The organism is Nonlabens sp. (genome assembly GCF_039941875.1).
Classification (GTDB): Bacteria; Bacteroidota; Bacteroidia; order Flavobacteriales; family Flavobacteriaceae; genus Nonlabens.
Genome location: NZ_JBDVDQ010000004.1, coordinates 50,818 through 66,369, shown reverse-complemented (window position 1 = coordinate 66,369; position 15,552 = coordinate 50,818). Strand labels below are relative to the sequence as shown.

Here is a 15,552-nt window from a genome sequence, read left to right as displayed (position 1 = left end):
TATCCCTTTAGTACTCTATATTCCATGTCTTGCTTTAATTTGTAAGGTTTCGCCTAGGAGCAAAGAGCTTGAAATTAAATTAGAAAATCAGTAGGGAAGCTGTCAATATTTAATTCTGAATACTGATTGCAATATTGATTAACGATACATAACTTACAACCGTAGTGTCACATTATATTAATTATGATTAACGGAGTTCACTGGTTTTTTTATTTCCTAGCTTCTTTTACTCTACTGAAACAATATCTTCGATAAGATTTAAGTTTTTATTATAAACATCACATGATCAGAATAAAACATCTATTATTTACTATAACATTTTTGATATTAATTTCTTGTGATACAAAAAATAGCAATAAGACAAACGAAGATGAATGTGAGGAGTGGTTACTTATTGCCTTGGAAGATCAAGCGGTAAGGTTTAATTATCGTTACTACGCTAAAGAAGAAGCTAAACTTGTTTATCTTGACCTTACTAGATACCCAATTGATCAGTTTCTAATAAGGTCTTTTAGTCAGCATTCTAAAGGAATAGTTATTGATAGTGCATTACAAGATTTTAAACAATCTTTAATTACTCGTGAACTTGATTCAGCGCAAGTTGATACCGAGCAATATTATCGTGTTATAAAAGAAGGTGCTAGTAGGATACAAGAGTTTGGGCGACGTGACTCGATAAATTTTGTAAGACTCAAAAAATACCTAAACACATACGGTTTTCCATCTGATGACTGTGCAGGTTTAGGCCTTAAAGTGACAAGGTATCAAGTTATGAACCACCATCGTAATAAAGAAGAATATGGAAGTATTCTTGAGGAGTTATGGATTGAAAAGAAGATCGATAGTCTTCATTATAGCAGATTAAAATTAAATTAAAAATTAATGTTTCAATTTTGAGAAACCCAAAGATCGAGATAACCACTAGATTCTCCATCAAGTGTGGTAATTCAAGAACTCATTCTCACTTCTCAGCAATAACTCTAATTTTTCCTTTTACAACTTCAGCAAGTTCACGAGCAGCGACTATATCATCTGCGACTATAGTAACATGTCCCATTTTTCTAAATGGTCTTGTTTCTTTTTTACCGTAGATATGAGGTGTGACACCTGGCATGGCAAGAATATCTTCTATACCATCGTAAATTACATTACCAGTATGACCTTCTTCTCCTACTAGATTTACCATAACACTTGCAACTGTACTGTCTGTAGCCCCTAGAGGTAAGTTGCACACGCATCTTACATGTTGCTCAAACTGGTCTGTAATAGATCCTTCTATGGTATGGTGACCAGAATTATGTGGTCTTGGAGCCACTTCATTAACTAGTAGCTCGCCAGACTTAGTAAGAAACATTTCTACAGCAAGTAAACCTACATGTTCATAAGCTTCAGAAACTTCTAAAGCAAGTTCTCTTGCACGGTCAGAAATATCCATGTTAATACGTGCTGGACATATTACATATTCTACTTGATTTGCCTCAGGATGAAATTCCATTTCCACTACTGGATATGTTTTCATCTCTCCATTTGCATTGCGAGCAACGATTACGGCTAGTTCTAGATCAAAATCGACCATATCTTCATAAATACACTCTACTTGAGGTAAGTCTTCTAGTTCACTAGCTTGTCGTATTACTTTAACACCTTTTCCATCATAACCACCTTCGGCACTTTTCCATATGAAGGGATAGTCTCTTTGGTGCTGTGGATTAGGTTGAGAATATACCTCAAAAGCTGCAGTCGCAATGTTTTTGTCAAGGTAGAAAGATTTTTGTCGTGCTTTATTTCTTATAAGGTTAAGAACTTTGGCACTAGGGGAAACAGCTATTCCTTTATCTTCTAGATCTTGAAGCGCTTGTACGTTTACGTTTTCTATTTCTACAGTAAGTACATCTACTTGCTCACCAAATTCCATTACAGATTCATAATCCATAATATCTCCTTCAAAGTAAACATCACAACCTTGATAGGCAGGCGCCGTGTCGTCCTTATCCATCACATAAGTGTTGATGTCCCATTTTCTAGTGGTGTAAAGCATCATTTTGCCTAGTTGTCCACCGCCTAAAATACCTAATGTAAAACCTGAAGAGAATTGTGTCTGTTTCATGCCTCAAAAATAAGAGGTTAAATTGAAACCTAACTTGAAATAGAAACAGAATCTTATATATTTAAATCGATTAGTTTATCCATCTAATAACCACCGCTAACAGATACTGTCAACTGCTTACTAAATAGTATCTTTGCAAAAAATGAACTATAGTGATTAAGATCCACGATCTTTATTTTAAATCTTTTTTGAGCGCACAAGAAATAGCAGCTGCTGTAGATAATCTTGCGTCTCAAATCAACAAAGACTTATCAAATAAAAAGCCCGTATTTTTAGGAATATTAAATGGTAGTTACATGGTCCTTGCCGACCTGACTCGTAAATTTAATCATGAATGTGAGATAAGTTTCTTGCGTGCAAAAAGTTACGACGGTACTAGTTCTACTGGTGTCGTAGAGTTTGGTAACGAGCTAGATGTAGATCTAGCAGGTAGGACAGTTGTTATCGTAGAGGATATAGTAGATAGCGGTTTGACGGTAGAGAAGCTTTCGCGAAAGCTAGCCGAACACAATCCTCTAGAGATTAAAATAGCAACGCTCTTTTTTAAACCAGAAGTGTATGATCGAGAGTTGAAAATCGATTATATAGGACAACATATAGAAAATAAATTTGTCGTGGGATACGGCATGGATTATAATAATTTAGGGCGCAATTTGCCCGAACTTTACGTACAAACTCAACGCATGAAAAATATCGTTTTATTCGGCCCTCCAGGAGCAGGAAAAGGAACTCAAGCAACTCGTTTAAAAGACAAATATGGTTTAATTCATATTTCTACAGGAGATGTTTTTAGATACAATATTAAAAACGGTACTGAATTAGGAACGCTTGCAAAGTCTTTTATGGACAAAGGAAATCTAGTTCCAGATGAAGTTACTATTAAAATGCTTAAGGCCGAGGTGGAAAAAACACCAGACGCTGCAGGTTTTATTTTTGATGGTTTTCCTAGAACAGATGCTCAAGCAATTGCTCTAGACGAATTATTATCTCAAAAAAATACAGAGATAGCTGGAATGGTTGCTCTAGAAGTAGATGATGAAGCTCTAGTAGAACGTCTTCTAGAAAGAGGTAAAGCTAGCGGTCGTGCAGATGATGCTAATGAAGGTGTGATAAGAGATCGTATCTCGGTTTATTACAAACAAACTGCACCGTTAAAAGATTTTTATGAAGCGCAAGGTAAATATTACGGCGTGGATGGTGTAGGATCTATGGATGCTATTACAGAGCGTTTAAGTGTAGAGTTTGATAAACTTTAAAAAGTAACAAGTAGAAACTATCCCCTTCTGGTCTAGGGAAACGGTTTCAAAAATATAAATACTTAGTTGACTATTAACTGAGAACAAAAAACGGTTTGTCAATAACCGTTTAACTGAACATAGAACTATGACTGAAGGAAATTTTGTCGATTATACAAAGGTAACTGTAGAATCTGGCCGTGGCGGTAAAGGAAGTACTCACTTACACAGAGAGAAATATATAGATAAAGGAGGTCCCGATGGTGGTGATGGTGGTCGTGGTGGTCATATCATACTTAGAGGTAATAAAAACCTATGGACGCTTTATCATTTTAAGTATAAACGTCACTTTAAATCTGCTCAAGGAGGTAACGGTGCAAAGCAACGTAGAACTGGGTACGATGGAGAGGATATTATAATAGAGTTGCCATTAGGTACTGTTATTAGAGATACAGAAACTGGTCTTGTGGTACATGAGATTCTAGAAGATGGTGCAGATTTTATCCTTTGTGAAGGAGGAAAAGGCGGTCGTGGTAACTGGCATTTTAAAACCTCTACCAGACAGACGCCTCGTTATGCACAAACAGGAATGGATGGTACATCTCTAGATGTGACTTTTGAACTTAAAATTCTTGCAGACGTAGGTCTGGTAGGATTTCCTAATGCAGGAAAATCTACATTACTTTCTGTTCTTACAGCGGCAAAACCTAAAATAGCTAACTACGAGTTTACTACTTTAAAGCCTAATCTTGGTATCGTAGAATACCGTGATTATAAAACTTTTGTAATAGCAGATATTCCTGGGATTATAGAAGGTGCTGCAGAAGGTAAAGGGATAGGACATCGTTTCTTAAGACACATAGAGCGTAATTCTACCTTACTATTTCTAGTTCCTGCAGACTCTGACGATATTAGTGCAGAGTACGACATTCTAGTGAATGAGTTGAGAAAGTACAACCCAGAGATGTTAGATAAAGAACGTTTTGTAGTGATCTCAAAAGCAGACATGCTGGACGAAGAGTTAATCGAGCAAATGAGAGAAGAATTAGATAATGAAGGAGCTTTTGATGGAGCGCCGTACATGTTTATATCTTCTATCTCACAGCACAACTTAACACAGTTAAAAGATCGTCTATGGGCGATGTTGAATGAGTAGGTTTCAATTTCTTAATCTTCAAAATAGTTGAAAATGATTAAACAGTTTTTCTTTATAATGATCTTGTTGACTTGCACGTTAAGTACAGCACAAGATTTTTTAGGAACATGGAGTTTTAACCGTGTGGATCGTAAGGCTATTGATGATGGTGTCTTGAGTGCTGAAGAGTTAGAAAAACGAATTAGCACCGTTTCAAATATGTTTGCTTCTTATAAATTAGTTTTTAAAGAAGACGGTACTTATGTAAATAAGTTCATGGGAAAAGAGACAGAGGCTACTTACATTAAAGAAGGTAATACGCTACAACTAGAAGAAGGTTCTCTAGAGATATTATCTGAAAATGAAGCTCGTTATTCTTTAAGGAATATGCGCTTTTATTTGATAAAAGGCGATGTTACGGCGGCAAAAACTTATACATATTTAAAAGAAACTAGCTATAAAAACGAGAAGATAAACGAAGAGTTGCTTCTAGGTAAATGGAAAGTAGAAGAAGTAAGAGTTGTTAATGAGTCCGAAGGTGCAGAGTTGTTTGAAATGGTGGGTTTAATGATAACCCTTCATTTTAAAACTAGTGAAGAGGTAGAGCTAGGTGTAAGTGGATTCGGTACTACTCAAAAGTTTAAAATTAATCATGATAATAACGATCTAGTAGGTACTTCAAATTCTGGTGATGAAAAGATTGTATATAGAATACATCAATTGAATGATAGTTTTATGATCGTCTCTCAAATAGAAGATGAGATTTTATTATACATGGTCAGAGACAACTAGATAGTATTTAAATAAAATCAAAAAAGCCTGAATCTTAATTAGATTTAGGCTTTTTTGATTTTTGACAATCTTAATTCATAACTCAAATTACTTAAAATTTGGTAGGTACATTACGTTGTATATTTTTCCATCGCTCTTTTATAAACATGCTGAATAAAACCAAGGTGAGTTAATTGGTTATCATTATTACCACTGTGCGATAACCATTCATGCACATTGTTTTTATTTATAAAGTAAGTATTTCACTCTTATTTTTTGATAATCTTGTAAGCCTTTCTCCCAGGTTGCTGCTATTTCTTGTGCGGTCATACCTTTCTCGATTTGAGCTTGCAAAGTTTTAGTTCCTGCTAGTTTAGTAAAAAATGAGTTGAAAAAGTTTTGTTTTGATGGCGCTTTCGCGAAAGCGTCTACCAAAAAATCTAAGTTCAAATGATCTAGCTTTTTATATTCTCTAAGGTCCACACCGTAGCATTTCTTCCCGTTAAATTTAGGTCTTTTGGCACCTACATTAGGCGTAGGTGTAAAGTCAAAGTCTGTATATTTTACCAGTGATGGAGAACCGTAAACTTGAAATTGCATTTCTGTACCACGACCTACACTAACGTCTGTACCTTCAAAAAAGCAAAGACTAGGATATAGATTTATAGCCTGATCGTTAGGTAGGTTAGGAGATGGTTTTATAGGTATGCTATAGGAAGAGTCGTGTGTGTAGTTTTTACACTCGATAACCTCTAGTTTTGCTGTTAGGTTATTGTCTAGCCATTTTTCTCCATTAATCATAAGGGCATATTCTCCTATGGTCATACCGTGAATCACAGGAACAGGATGCATGCCTACAAAGCTCTGATGTTCTTGCTCTAGAATAGGTCCGTCTATATAATGACCGTTAGGGTTAGGTCGGTCTAGAACGATCAGTTTTTTATTGTACTGCGCACAGGCTTCCATCACATAATGTAGTGTAGAGATATAAGTGTAAAAACGTGCGCCTACGTCCTGTATGTCAAAAAGGACAACGTCTACGTCTTCTAATTGTTCTTTGTAAGGCTTTTTATTTTTACCGTATAAAGAGATAATAGGCAGCCCAGTTTGAGAGTCGATACCGTCTTTAATAGTTGCGCCAGCGTCTGCAGTGCCTCTAAAACCATGTTCTGGTGCAAATACTCTTTTAATGTCTATGCCATGTGCTAATAGAGTGTCTACTAGATGTGTGTAACGTAGTTTTTCTTTAGTTTTCCATTCTTTGGAAATGATGGTGTCTTGTGTTTTTACAACACTGGTTTGATTACCTACTATGGCAACTCTTTTACCTTTTAATTTTTCTATCCAATCCCCTAATAGGTAGGCGGCAGGTATTGGGTCGTTGTTATTTGCGTCTACTAGAAGCTGTTTATTACGATTATCTTGGAGAATAAGCTCTTCTTCAATAGGAGATGTAGGTGTATTATTACCATTGATCTTAGAATTACAAGAAGTTATTCCTATGACCATAGCGATTATGGTATATTTGAATATAGAAGGAGAAAAAGTGAATCTAGAGTATTTCATTGCTAAAAGGGTACAAAGTAGTACAAGTTATAAAAATAGCGTAAGTGCGCCGATAATAAAAATTGCGATAGCAGCAATTGCAATAGGTATTATTGTGATGCTTATAGCTATTGCCACTGGTGTAGGCCTGCAAAAAAAGATAAAAGAGAAGGTAAGTGCCTTTAATGGACATGTAAGTATTTCGTTATATGATCGCAATAACTCTGTAACGACGGTAAAACCGATCTCAAAAGAGCAAGGTTTTTATCCTGATTTTACAAAAGTACCAGAGGTAACACACATACAGGCTATCGCTACTAAAGGCGGTATGATACGCACAGCAACCGATTTTGAAGGGATTATTCTTAAAGGTGTCGGTACAGATTATGACTGGCAGTATCTCCAAGATTTTTTAATAGAAGGTGAGTTGCCCAAATTAAATAAAGAAGACACTTCTTTTGATATATTAATTTCTGATGATATTGCTGCGCGTTTGCAACTCAAAGTAGGTGACCAGGCCAGTACTTATTTTATGAAAGCAAATGGTCAGGAGCCTATTGCTAGATTTTTTACTGTTTCTGGGATTTATGATAGTGGTCTAGAAGAATATGACTCTAAATTTATAATAGGTGATATCAAACACATACAGCGTATCAATAAATGGGATGAGAGCCAGGTAGGAAAGTTTGAAGTTTTTATTAATGATTTTGATAAGCTTAATGAGATAGGTAGGAACATACAATTAAACACACCGTCAGAATTAAATGCTAAAACTATAGAGCAAGAACTACCTGCGATATTTCAATGGCTCGCTTTGCTAGATGGTAATATTTTTGGAATTATAGGTATTATTCTTATTGTAGGTATAATCAACATGATTACCGCGTTACTAGTACTGATTTTAGACCGTACTAATATGATAGGTGTTTTAAAATCGCTAGGTGCGTCTAATTGGACGGTGCGTAAAATATTTCTTTACAACGCAATGAATTTAGTTTTTAAAGGTCTTGTGATAGGGAATGTGATAGGTCTAGGATTGATAGGGATTCAATACTTTTTCAGCCCGTTAACGCTAGATCCACAATCGTATCATGTTACCGAGATGCCTGTTTATATATCGTGGTGGCATGTTGTAGCTTTAAATCTAGGAACCTTTGTAGTGTGTTTGCTAGCCTTGATTATACCTACTTTTATAGTGAGTAAAATAAGTCCTGTTAAGGCGATGAGGTTTGAGTAGGATAAATGTTAAATGATGATAAATTTTGAATTGAAAACGTTTTTTATTACCATATTTTTTTAATGATAGTTTCTTGTAAAGAAAAATCGATATGTGAAATAAGCTCTAGGAGTAAAAATAGTTTGAATTACAGCTTAGAGGAAGCAGCATGTTGGGTAACTCTTGAATTGAATCTTGAAAAGATAGATGTGTCTCAAATTAAAAGGGCAATAAACTTTGAACAAGAATTGATTTACCAGAGTATGCTGATTAAAAATATTGATCTTAAAATTAATCAACAGCCGCAAGCCTTAAAGATAGAAAAAATAGTTGAAGAAGCTTTAAAGGATTCTATCATCAACCTATCAAAAGAACAACTTTTTGAGGTCTATAAATCTGAACTAAACTATATAGAATTTATCGGACTAAGAAAGTAATTTTACCTTCTACCAACCTTTAGAAGTTTTTCCTGTCTCTAGCTTATCCTCCATATAATCTGGTAATTGATAAAAGAAATCAGTTCCAGTTAACTCTTCTATTTTATCTACACTAGTGATAAAATCATAAATAGATTTATTAGTCTTTTCATGTGGCATAAGAAAAGCTACCATTTTACCACCGTCAGAGTCATTGCGATATAGGATTTTATAATACTGTTCTGGTACAGACACGTTCTCAGAACCTATTGATTTTAAATCGTCTTTTAGGACAGATCCTGTGATCACATAAACCTCATCATAACGCTTTGCATAATATCTAGTCTTCTGCTCCAGTGTGTTCCATATACCGGCATTAAACGCATGTTCTTGTGGGCTTATGTTAGAGGTTAGAAAAGTCTCGTCATGAGCAGCTTTAGTAGACTTTCTGTCTCCTGCAGGAACTAGGTGACCTTTATCATAACCGCTTTTTTTATAATTGCGCCAGTGAGCAGCTTTGGTTTTTACTTTATCATCCACCTCAAAGTAAGGTCGCTTGTAGTTGTTATTAGTTATGTCGCTTGCTCTTAAAACATGTGCCGTCCACTCTGCCTGCTCATGTTGTTCGTTATATGATAGACTGTATGTATGGTGGTTTACAATTTGATTATTAGAACGTGGTAAAAAATCCTTCAATGCCAGCGATTTGATACCGTCTCCATCTACGTCACGATTTAGAAACTCATCTTGAGATAAATTATCTTCAGAATATGCATCGTTTTCTTTATTTTGATAAGTGTAGTAAACAGCAGCACATGCTAGTATTATAATTGGGTAAATGTATTTTCTCATCTAACTAGTTTTTACGTCCAGTGCATCTCTTAAAGCATTTCCTAAAAGCATAAAAGCCATTACTAAGGTCATGATAGCAATTCCTGGTACGATTGCAAGATACGCCTTGTCTAGAATTATGTACTGGTAATGATCTTTTATCATACTTCCCCAACTAGGCATGGGTGGTTGTGCGCCTAGACCTAAAAAGCTAAGACCGCTTTCTATAAGAATAGATGCAGCAAAATTTGCCGCGCTAATCACAATTACCGGTGCCATAATATTGGGTAAAATATGTTTTGTTATGATTCTAAAATTGTTGAATCCTAAGGCCTTGGCTGCAGTTACGTATTGATATTCTTTGGCGACTATAATCTGTCCACGCACCACACGTGCCACTTCTACCCACATAGTGAGACCTACGGCTATAAAGACAGTAAGAAACCCTTTTCCTAAAGCTATACTTATAGCAATTACCATAAGAAGAGTAGGAATGGACCACGTAACATTAATTAACCACATGATAGCAGCATCTATTTTACCACCATAATAACCTGCGACCGCTCCAAGAAATATTCCAATGAATAAGGAAATGAATACCGTAACAAAACCTATAGAAATACTAACTCTAGTTCCCACTATCATACGGCTCAAAAGGTCGCGACCATATTTATCAGTACCTAGAAGAAATGTTTTTTTAGAAGTATAGCTTTCGCGAAAGCGAGACAAATCCATTTTATCTCCTAACTTTAAAGGCACTTCTATAAAAGGCAATAAGTTGCCATCTACATCATAAGGGCGGTAGTAAAATTTACCATCTTTTAAGTTAAGATCTGAATATGGGATTTCTTCAATAGAAGATGTTTTTCCAGTCCACCAGTCCCAAAAACTAGATTCTGTTTGTGTAGATGGAAGTTCTAATAAGTTTACCGTAAAACCTGGAGGCTGTGAATGGATAGAAATATGCATTTGATTTGCATACTGCGTGTCGTCAGGTGCGAGTGCATATGCGAATAATGCGATGATAGCGTAAAATAGAATAACTATAAAACTCAAAACGCCCCAGAAGTTTTTTTTGAACTTCTGGAGCGCGAGTGAGCTTAATGATGTTGATTTATGAGACATTAATTTTTAACGCTCCATTTAGTCTTGTTCGTATTTTTAATATTGTTCATACGTAGATCTTTAAGCACATTTACAGCCTCAGAAACATAGACGTCTTTCTTAAGATTTTTCATCCATGCTTCACGTTTATCTTTAAGAGCACTATCATTTAAAGTTAGTGTCTTTTCATAAGCTAGCATATCAAATTCTAGATTATTCTTATAATCAGATAAAGATTCAAATTGCTCTGTTTCTTTTTCTAATCTATCTAGACGCTCACTATACTCTGTGAAATTTAATGGAATGTCATTGTTATCACGTTGCTCGCTCAACCATTTTGCGTTGTCATCTATCAGCTTAAATGTAGGGTTGTTATTTATTCTTTCTTGTGCTTTTTGAATAGATTCTGCAAGATTAGAATAACCTGTAAATTTATTATAATCTGCTTTTGCGATTTCATCATATGGTAGAGGGAATTCTTCATCACGTTCTCCTACATCAATATAGCTATATCTACCAGGAGTAACTACATCACTTTTTACACCTTCGAGCTGTGTACTACCTCCATTAATTCTATAGAATTTTTGAGTAGTTAATTTAATAGCGCCTAGATCACCATATTCATTATTACGTACCCATTGGTTTAGATCTTCAAAATTTTGAACGGTTCCTTTACCAAAGGTTTGCTTACTACCTATAATCACAGCACGCTCATAATCTTGTAAAGCTGCGGCTAGTATTTCACTTGCACTCGCACTAAACTCGTTTACCATTATCACTAGCGGGCCTTCCCAAAGAATCTCACCACTATCGCTGTCTCTAAGAGTTCTAGTTCTTTTATCTTTTAAAGCTACTTGTACAACAGGTCCTTCATCAACAAAAAGTCCAGCCATTTCTACTACTTCTCTTAAAGAACCACCACCGTTATTACGGAGGTCTAAAATAAGACCGTCCATACCTTCAGTTTTTAGTCTTTTAATTTCTTGTGCGATATCATTTCCTGATGCACGCCCATTAGGATCGTCAAAATCAAAATAGAATTTAGGTAGGTTGATAAAACCAAATCTAAAGTCCTGATCTTTTCCTATCACAGATTTTGCAAAAGTTTCCTCTATTTGAACTACGTCTCTTACTAGAGTAATGTCTTCTATAGATCCATCTACTCTTTTAAGAGTTAAGATAACTTTACTGCCTTTAGGGCCTTTTATCAATTCTACAGCATCGCTTATTCTCATACCTACTATAGAAGTAGCGGTAGTATCTTTTTCTTGTGCTACTTTAAGAATCTTATCACCTACTTCGATCAACTCACTTTTCCATGCTGGTCCACCAGAGATAATTTCTATAACACTTATGTAATCCATTTTCTTTTGAAGACGTGCACCTATTCCTTCTAGTTTACCACTCATTGAAGTATCAAAACGATCTTTGTTTTGAGGTGGGAAATAGTTAGTATGTGGGTCAAAGTGTGCTGTTATAGAATTTACAAATAAAGAGAAGTAATCAAGACGTTGTACATCATCATTATTGTCAAAATTCTCTAACATCGACTTTTTGATCTCTGCTCTTGTTTCTTTTTCTAGATCAACAAGGCTCTTTTGTTCAGATTCAGGATCTTCTTCTAGAGCTTCTTTTTGCTCTTCTATTTTATCGTAATAAGTACCTAAAGCTGTTAGTTTTAACAGTTTCCTCCATCTGTCTTTTAACTCAGTCTTATCTTTTGCATAAGGAGCCTTTTCATAATCGGTATCCATACGCTCATCTACCGTAAAGTCAAATGGCGTTTCTATTAAATCTGCAAAAATCTTTTCTGATTCTTCCTGACGTTTTAGAAGACGCTCGTAGGTTAGATTAAATAAATCTACCTTACTATCACGTATTTGATCATCGATCAAATATTCATAAGCCTGAAACTCTTTATAATCACTTTCTAAAAAATATCTCCTTGCAGGATCTAAGTCATTAATGTAATTGTCAAAAATTTCTTTTGAGAATTCATCAGTAAGATCTGCTGGTGAAAAGTGATTTCTTTTTAAGACGTGCGAAATTAAATTCACTAATAACTGCTCTTTTTCTTTGTCTCCAGGGTCTATAGTATTATTAGTAAAACTACAGCTAGCCGTTGCCACTAGTAATGTGAGTATCGCTAGTATAAAATTATTTTTAAGGAAATTCATAAGGATCTTCATTTGTCTCTTTCTACACATGTAAAAACCATGCCAATTTAAGATGGTTAAAGTAAGGCAAGAATATCACATGGTTCGGCTAATTTACTTAATTTTAACCACCTTAAAAATCTTATGGAAAATAAAAAGAAACCACTCATCCTTGTTACTAACGATGATGGTATTACCGCAAAGGGAATCAGGACGTTAATAAGTATCGCTAGAGAACTAGGCGATGTAGTAGTGGTTGCACCAGATAGTCCGCAAAGTGCCATGGGACACGCAATTACTATTAATGATACGCTTTATGTAAAAGAATTCTTACAGCATGACTATGATCATAAAGAATACACCACTAGTGGTACACCAGTAGATTGTGTAAAAATGGCTAGTCATGAAATATTAGATCGCAAACCAGATTTATGTGTCAGTGGTATTAACCACGGTAGCAATAGTGCTATTAATGTGATTTACAGTGGTACGATGAGTGCAGCCATGGAGGCTGGTATAGAAGGTATTCCTGCCATCGGTTTCTCTCTATGCGATTATGATCATGATGCAGACTTCTCTCAATCTAGAGATTATGTAAAACAAATTATCGAGCAAGTACTTGAAAAAGGAATGGCTAGAGGTGTTATATTTAATGTAAACATACCTAAAGCTACAAAGGAAGAAATCAAAGGAATTAAAATATGCCGTCAGGCAAATGCCTACTGGGTAGAAGAATTTGATAAACGTACAAATCCTTATGGTAGGGATTATTATTGGCTTACCGGTAAGTTTGTAAACGACGATAAGGGAGAAGATACGGACGAGTGGGCTCTAGAAAACAATTACATTTCTATAGTACCTACACAATATGATCTTACTGCACATCATTATATAGGAGAACTTAATACTTGGGATTTTGGTAAGTAAAATATTAAAAGGATTCTTAATGGGACTGATAGCAAACGCTATAGGTACCTACTTATATATTGTTCTTATAACACCTTATGCGTTTGAAGAAGCTCTAGTAGATGGTTATAGAGAAGGTTTTTTAGGTAAGTTAATTGTATTAGGTGCAATTTTTAATTTAGTTCTTTTCTTCTTTTTTCTTACTGGAAAAATAGGCAAGTTTCAAAAACCGGTGCAGGAATACGAGGCGCGTGGTGTTGTAATGGCTACTATGCTATCAGGTATTGTAGGTTTAATGTTTAATTTTATTCTATGAAATACTATTTAATAGCAGGCGAGGCGAGTGGAGACCTTCATGGATCTTTACTTATGCAAGAGCTTAAGAAGAAAGATCCAGATGCTCAATTTCAATTTTGGGGTGGAGATTTGATGGAGGCTCAAGGTGGTAAACTTGTTAAGCATTATAAGGAACTCGCTTTTATGGGTTTTGTAGAAGTGCTGAGCAATCTCAAGACTATACTTGAAAATATAGGTATATGTAAAAGAGATATAGAAGAGTTTAAGCCCGATGTTATTATTTATATAGACTATCCTGGATTTAATTTCAGGATTATGAAATGGGCTAAACTTAAAGGTTACCGCAATCATTATTATATCTCACCACAAATATGGGCGTGGAAAGAAGGCCGCATAAGTGCAATTAAAAGTGATGTAGATGAGATGTACGTTATCCTGCCATTTGAAAAAGATTTCTATGAGCAGAAACATCAGTTCCCGGTTCATTTTGTCGGTCATCCATTAATAGATGCCATTTCTCAAAGAGAGCCTGTAGATCATATTAAATTTCTTGCCACTTATAATCTAGATGATAGACCGCTTATCGCTTTATTACCAGGTAGTCGCAAACAAGAAATAAAAAAGATGCTTAGTGTCATGCTAGAAATGGTAGATCAGTATCCAGATTACCAATTCATCATAGCTGGTGCACCTGGTCAGGACGAGTCTTTTTATAGTACCTATTTAAAAAACTATCCAGTAACCCTAGTCATGAATCGCACTTATGATTTAATGAGTTTGTGTCATGCGGCGTTAGTAACCTCTGGGACAGCAACTCTAGAAACAGCCTTGTTTAAAGTCCCACAAGTGGTTTGTTATAAAGGGAGTTCCATAAGTTATCAAATAGCAAAAAGAATCGTGAAGCTAGATTACATTTCTCTAGTTAATTTAATTATGGATGAGCCTGTGGTTACAGAACTTATTCAGGGGGAATTTAATAAAAGAAAGCTCCAGCAAGAACTAGATGCGATTTTAGATCCTATGCAACGCAATCGTGTTTTTGCCGATTACTACGAGTTAGAAAAAAAATTAGGTGGTATAGGTGCGAGTGAGAACACAGCTAGTTTAATATATAAAGATATTAAGAAGTAATATGAATGTAAGTATTCCGCTTTCGCGAAAGCAAGACCTAAATAAAAACCGTTCTATTCACATAGTCACATTTACATTACTAACCCTACTATTTTTAGGATTAACCTCTTGTGGTAGTTCTAAACCTAAAGTGGTCACCACAAAAAGGCAAGCAGCTAGAGCCTCGACCAAAAAAGACGTTCCTGTAACAAGACCTGCACGTACGATGATAGTAAAGAGTGAAGGAAGGGAATTTTCTTATACAGAAACGGCTGAAAAAAAGCTAGAAGAAAAGCCTGAAGAAAAACCTTATGAGGAAAGTACTCTTTTTATTGATGAGGTAATAGATAATGCAATGGATTATAAAGGAGTGAAGTATCGTTATGGCGGTACAACTCGTAAGGGAATGGACTGCAGTGGTCTAATATGTACGGCATTTAAAGAGGCGGGAAAAACCATACCTCGCACCAGTCGTTCTATGTATGATACTGCCGAAAAAATGGAACTCGATGAGGTGCGAAAAGGAGATTTTTTATTTTTTGCCACTGGTAGAAATAGAAAAAAAGTTAATCACGTTGCTCTTATTACTAAAGTAACACCAGGAGAAATAGAATTTATACATTCTACAACATCACGTGGTGTTATGACCTCTACACTTAATGAACCTTACTGGCTAAATGCCTTTCTTAGAGCAGGTAGGATAGATTAAAATAGTTTGACTAT

Annotated in this window: 15 protein-coding genes; 10 read left to right on the top strand and 5 right to left on the bottom strand. The window is 35.4% G+C overall.

Features of this window, described 5'->3' with window-relative positions; translation table 11 throughout:
• Positions 1–282 precede the first annotated feature (282 nt).
• The gene (locus ABJF08_RS03385; RefSeq protein WP_348114634.1) at positions 283–876 is read left to right on the top strand and encodes a hypothetical protein; all 594 of its coding nucleotides are present in this window, start codon (positions 283–285) and stop codon (positions 874–876) included.
• Positions 877–961: 85 nt separating this feature from the next.
• Here the strand turns inward: ABJF08_RS03385 and purK are convergent, their stop codons facing one another.
• Positions 962–2,107, bottom strand: a complete 1,146-nt coding sequence (purK, locus tag ABJF08_RS03380; RefSeq protein WP_348114633.1) for a 5-(carboxyamino)imidazole ribonucleotide synthase — start codon at positions 2,105–2,107, stop codon at positions 962–964.
• A gap of 152 nt (positions 2,108–2,259) precedes the next feature.
• Here purK and ABJF08_RS03375 point away from each other — a divergent pair, with 152 nt between their 5' ends.
• The 3 genes from ABJF08_RS03375 (at position 2,260) to ABJF08_RS03365 (ending at position 5,269) form a co-directional block, all read left to right on the top strand.
• The gene (locus ABJF08_RS03375) at positions 2,260–3,363 is read left to right on the top strand and encodes an adenylate kinase (RefSeq protein WP_348114632.1); all 1,104 of its coding nucleotides are present in this window, start codon (positions 2,260–2,262) and stop codon (positions 3,361–3,363) included.
• Between the two features lie 127 nt (positions 3,364–3,490).
• Positions 3,491–4,498: a GTPase ObgE gene (gene obgE, locus ABJF08_RS03370; protein ID WP_348114631.1), complete on the top strand. Its 1,008-nt coding sequence runs from the start codon at positions 3,491–3,493 to the stop codon at positions 4,496–4,498.
• A 33-nt stretch (positions 4,499–4,531) separates the two neighbouring features.
• Positions 4,532–5,269, top strand: a complete 738-nt coding sequence (locus ABJF08_RS03365; protein ID WP_348114630.1) for a hypothetical protein — start codon at positions 4,532–4,534, stop codon at positions 5,267–5,269.
• A 222-nt stretch (positions 5,270–5,491) separates the two neighbouring features.
• Here the strand turns inward: ABJF08_RS03365 and ABJF08_RS03360 are convergent, their stop codons facing one another.
• Positions 5,492–6,757 carry a DUF1343 domain-containing protein gene (locus tag ABJF08_RS03360; RefSeq protein WP_348114629.1) on the bottom strand — a complete coding sequence of 422 codons (1,266 nt, stop codon included), beginning with the start codon at positions 6,755–6,757 and terminating at the stop codon, positions 5,492–5,494.
• Here ABJF08_RS03360 and ABJF08_RS03355 point away from each other — a divergent pair.
• Positions 6,750–8,030, top strand: coding sequence for an FtsX-like permease family protein (locus ABJF08_RS03355; RefSeq protein WP_348114628.1), 1,281 nt, complete (start codon positions 6,750–6,752; stop codon positions 8,028–8,030). The genes ABJF08_RS03360 and ABJF08_RS03355 overlap by 8 nt on opposite strands.
• 62 nt (positions 8,031–8,092) lie before the next feature.
• Entirely contained in the window at positions 8,093–8,446 is a 354-nt protein-coding gene (locus ABJF08_RS03350; protein ID WP_348114627.1) for a hypothetical protein, read from the top strand.
• A 9-nt stretch (positions 8,447–8,455) separates the two neighbouring features.
• On the opposite strand, the gene ABJF08_RS03345 is transcribed toward ABJF08_RS03350, so the two are convergent.
• From ABJF08_RS03345 to ABJF08_RS03335, 3 genes are read right to left on the bottom strand one after another with little or no spacing between them, the layout of a single operon-like run.
• A complete protein-coding gene (locus tag ABJF08_RS03345; protein WP_348114626.1) occupies positions 8,456–9,277 on the bottom strand; it encodes a DNA/RNA non-specific endonuclease in 822 nt (273 codons plus the stop codon).
• Positions 9,278–10,381 (bottom strand): ABC transporter permease, encoded by a 1,104-nt coding sequence (locus ABJF08_RS03340; protein WP_348114625.1) that lies wholly within the window; start codon positions 10,379–10,381, stop codon positions 9,278–9,280.
• A complete protein-coding gene (locus ABJF08_RS03335; RefSeq protein WP_348114624.1) occupies positions 10,381–12,567 on the bottom strand; it encodes a carboxy terminal-processing peptidase in 2,187 nt (728 codons plus the stop codon). Before ABJF08_RS03335 ends, ABJF08_RS03340 begins: the two co-directional genes overlap by 1 nt.
• A 93-nt stretch (positions 12,568–12,660) precedes the next feature.
• Here ABJF08_RS03335 and surE point away from each other — a divergent pair, with 93 nt between their 5' ends.
• Genes surE through ABJF08_RS03315 form a run of 4 tightly spaced genes read left to right on the top strand, consistent with a single transcriptional unit; the run spans position 12,661 to position 15,538 of the window.
• Positions 12,661–13,443, top strand: a complete 783-nt coding sequence (gene surE, locus ABJF08_RS03330; protein ID WP_348114623.1) for a 5'/3'-nucleotidase SurE — start codon at positions 12,661–12,663, stop codon at positions 13,441–13,443.
• Positions 13,444–13,462: 19 nt separating this feature from the next.
• Positions 13,463–13,738, top strand: a complete 276-nt coding sequence (locus tag ABJF08_RS03325; RefSeq protein ID WP_348114621.1) for a hypothetical protein — start codon at positions 13,463–13,465, stop codon at positions 13,736–13,738.
• Positions 13,735–14,850: a lipid-A-disaccharide synthase gene (gene lpxB, locus ABJF08_RS03320; protein ID WP_348114620.1), complete on the top strand. Its 1,116-nt coding sequence runs from the start codon at positions 13,735–13,737 to the stop codon at positions 14,848–14,850. The genes ABJF08_RS03325 and lpxB overlap by 4 nt, the downstream gene beginning before the upstream one ends.
• Before the next feature lies 1 nt (position 14,851).
• Positions 14,852–15,538 carry an NlpC/P60 family protein gene (locus ABJF08_RS03315; RefSeq protein ID WP_348114619.1) on the top strand — a complete coding sequence of 229 codons (687 nt, stop codon included), beginning with the start codon at positions 14,852–14,854 and terminating at the stop codon, positions 15,536–15,538.
• Positions 15,539–15,552 lie beyond the last annotated feature (14 nt).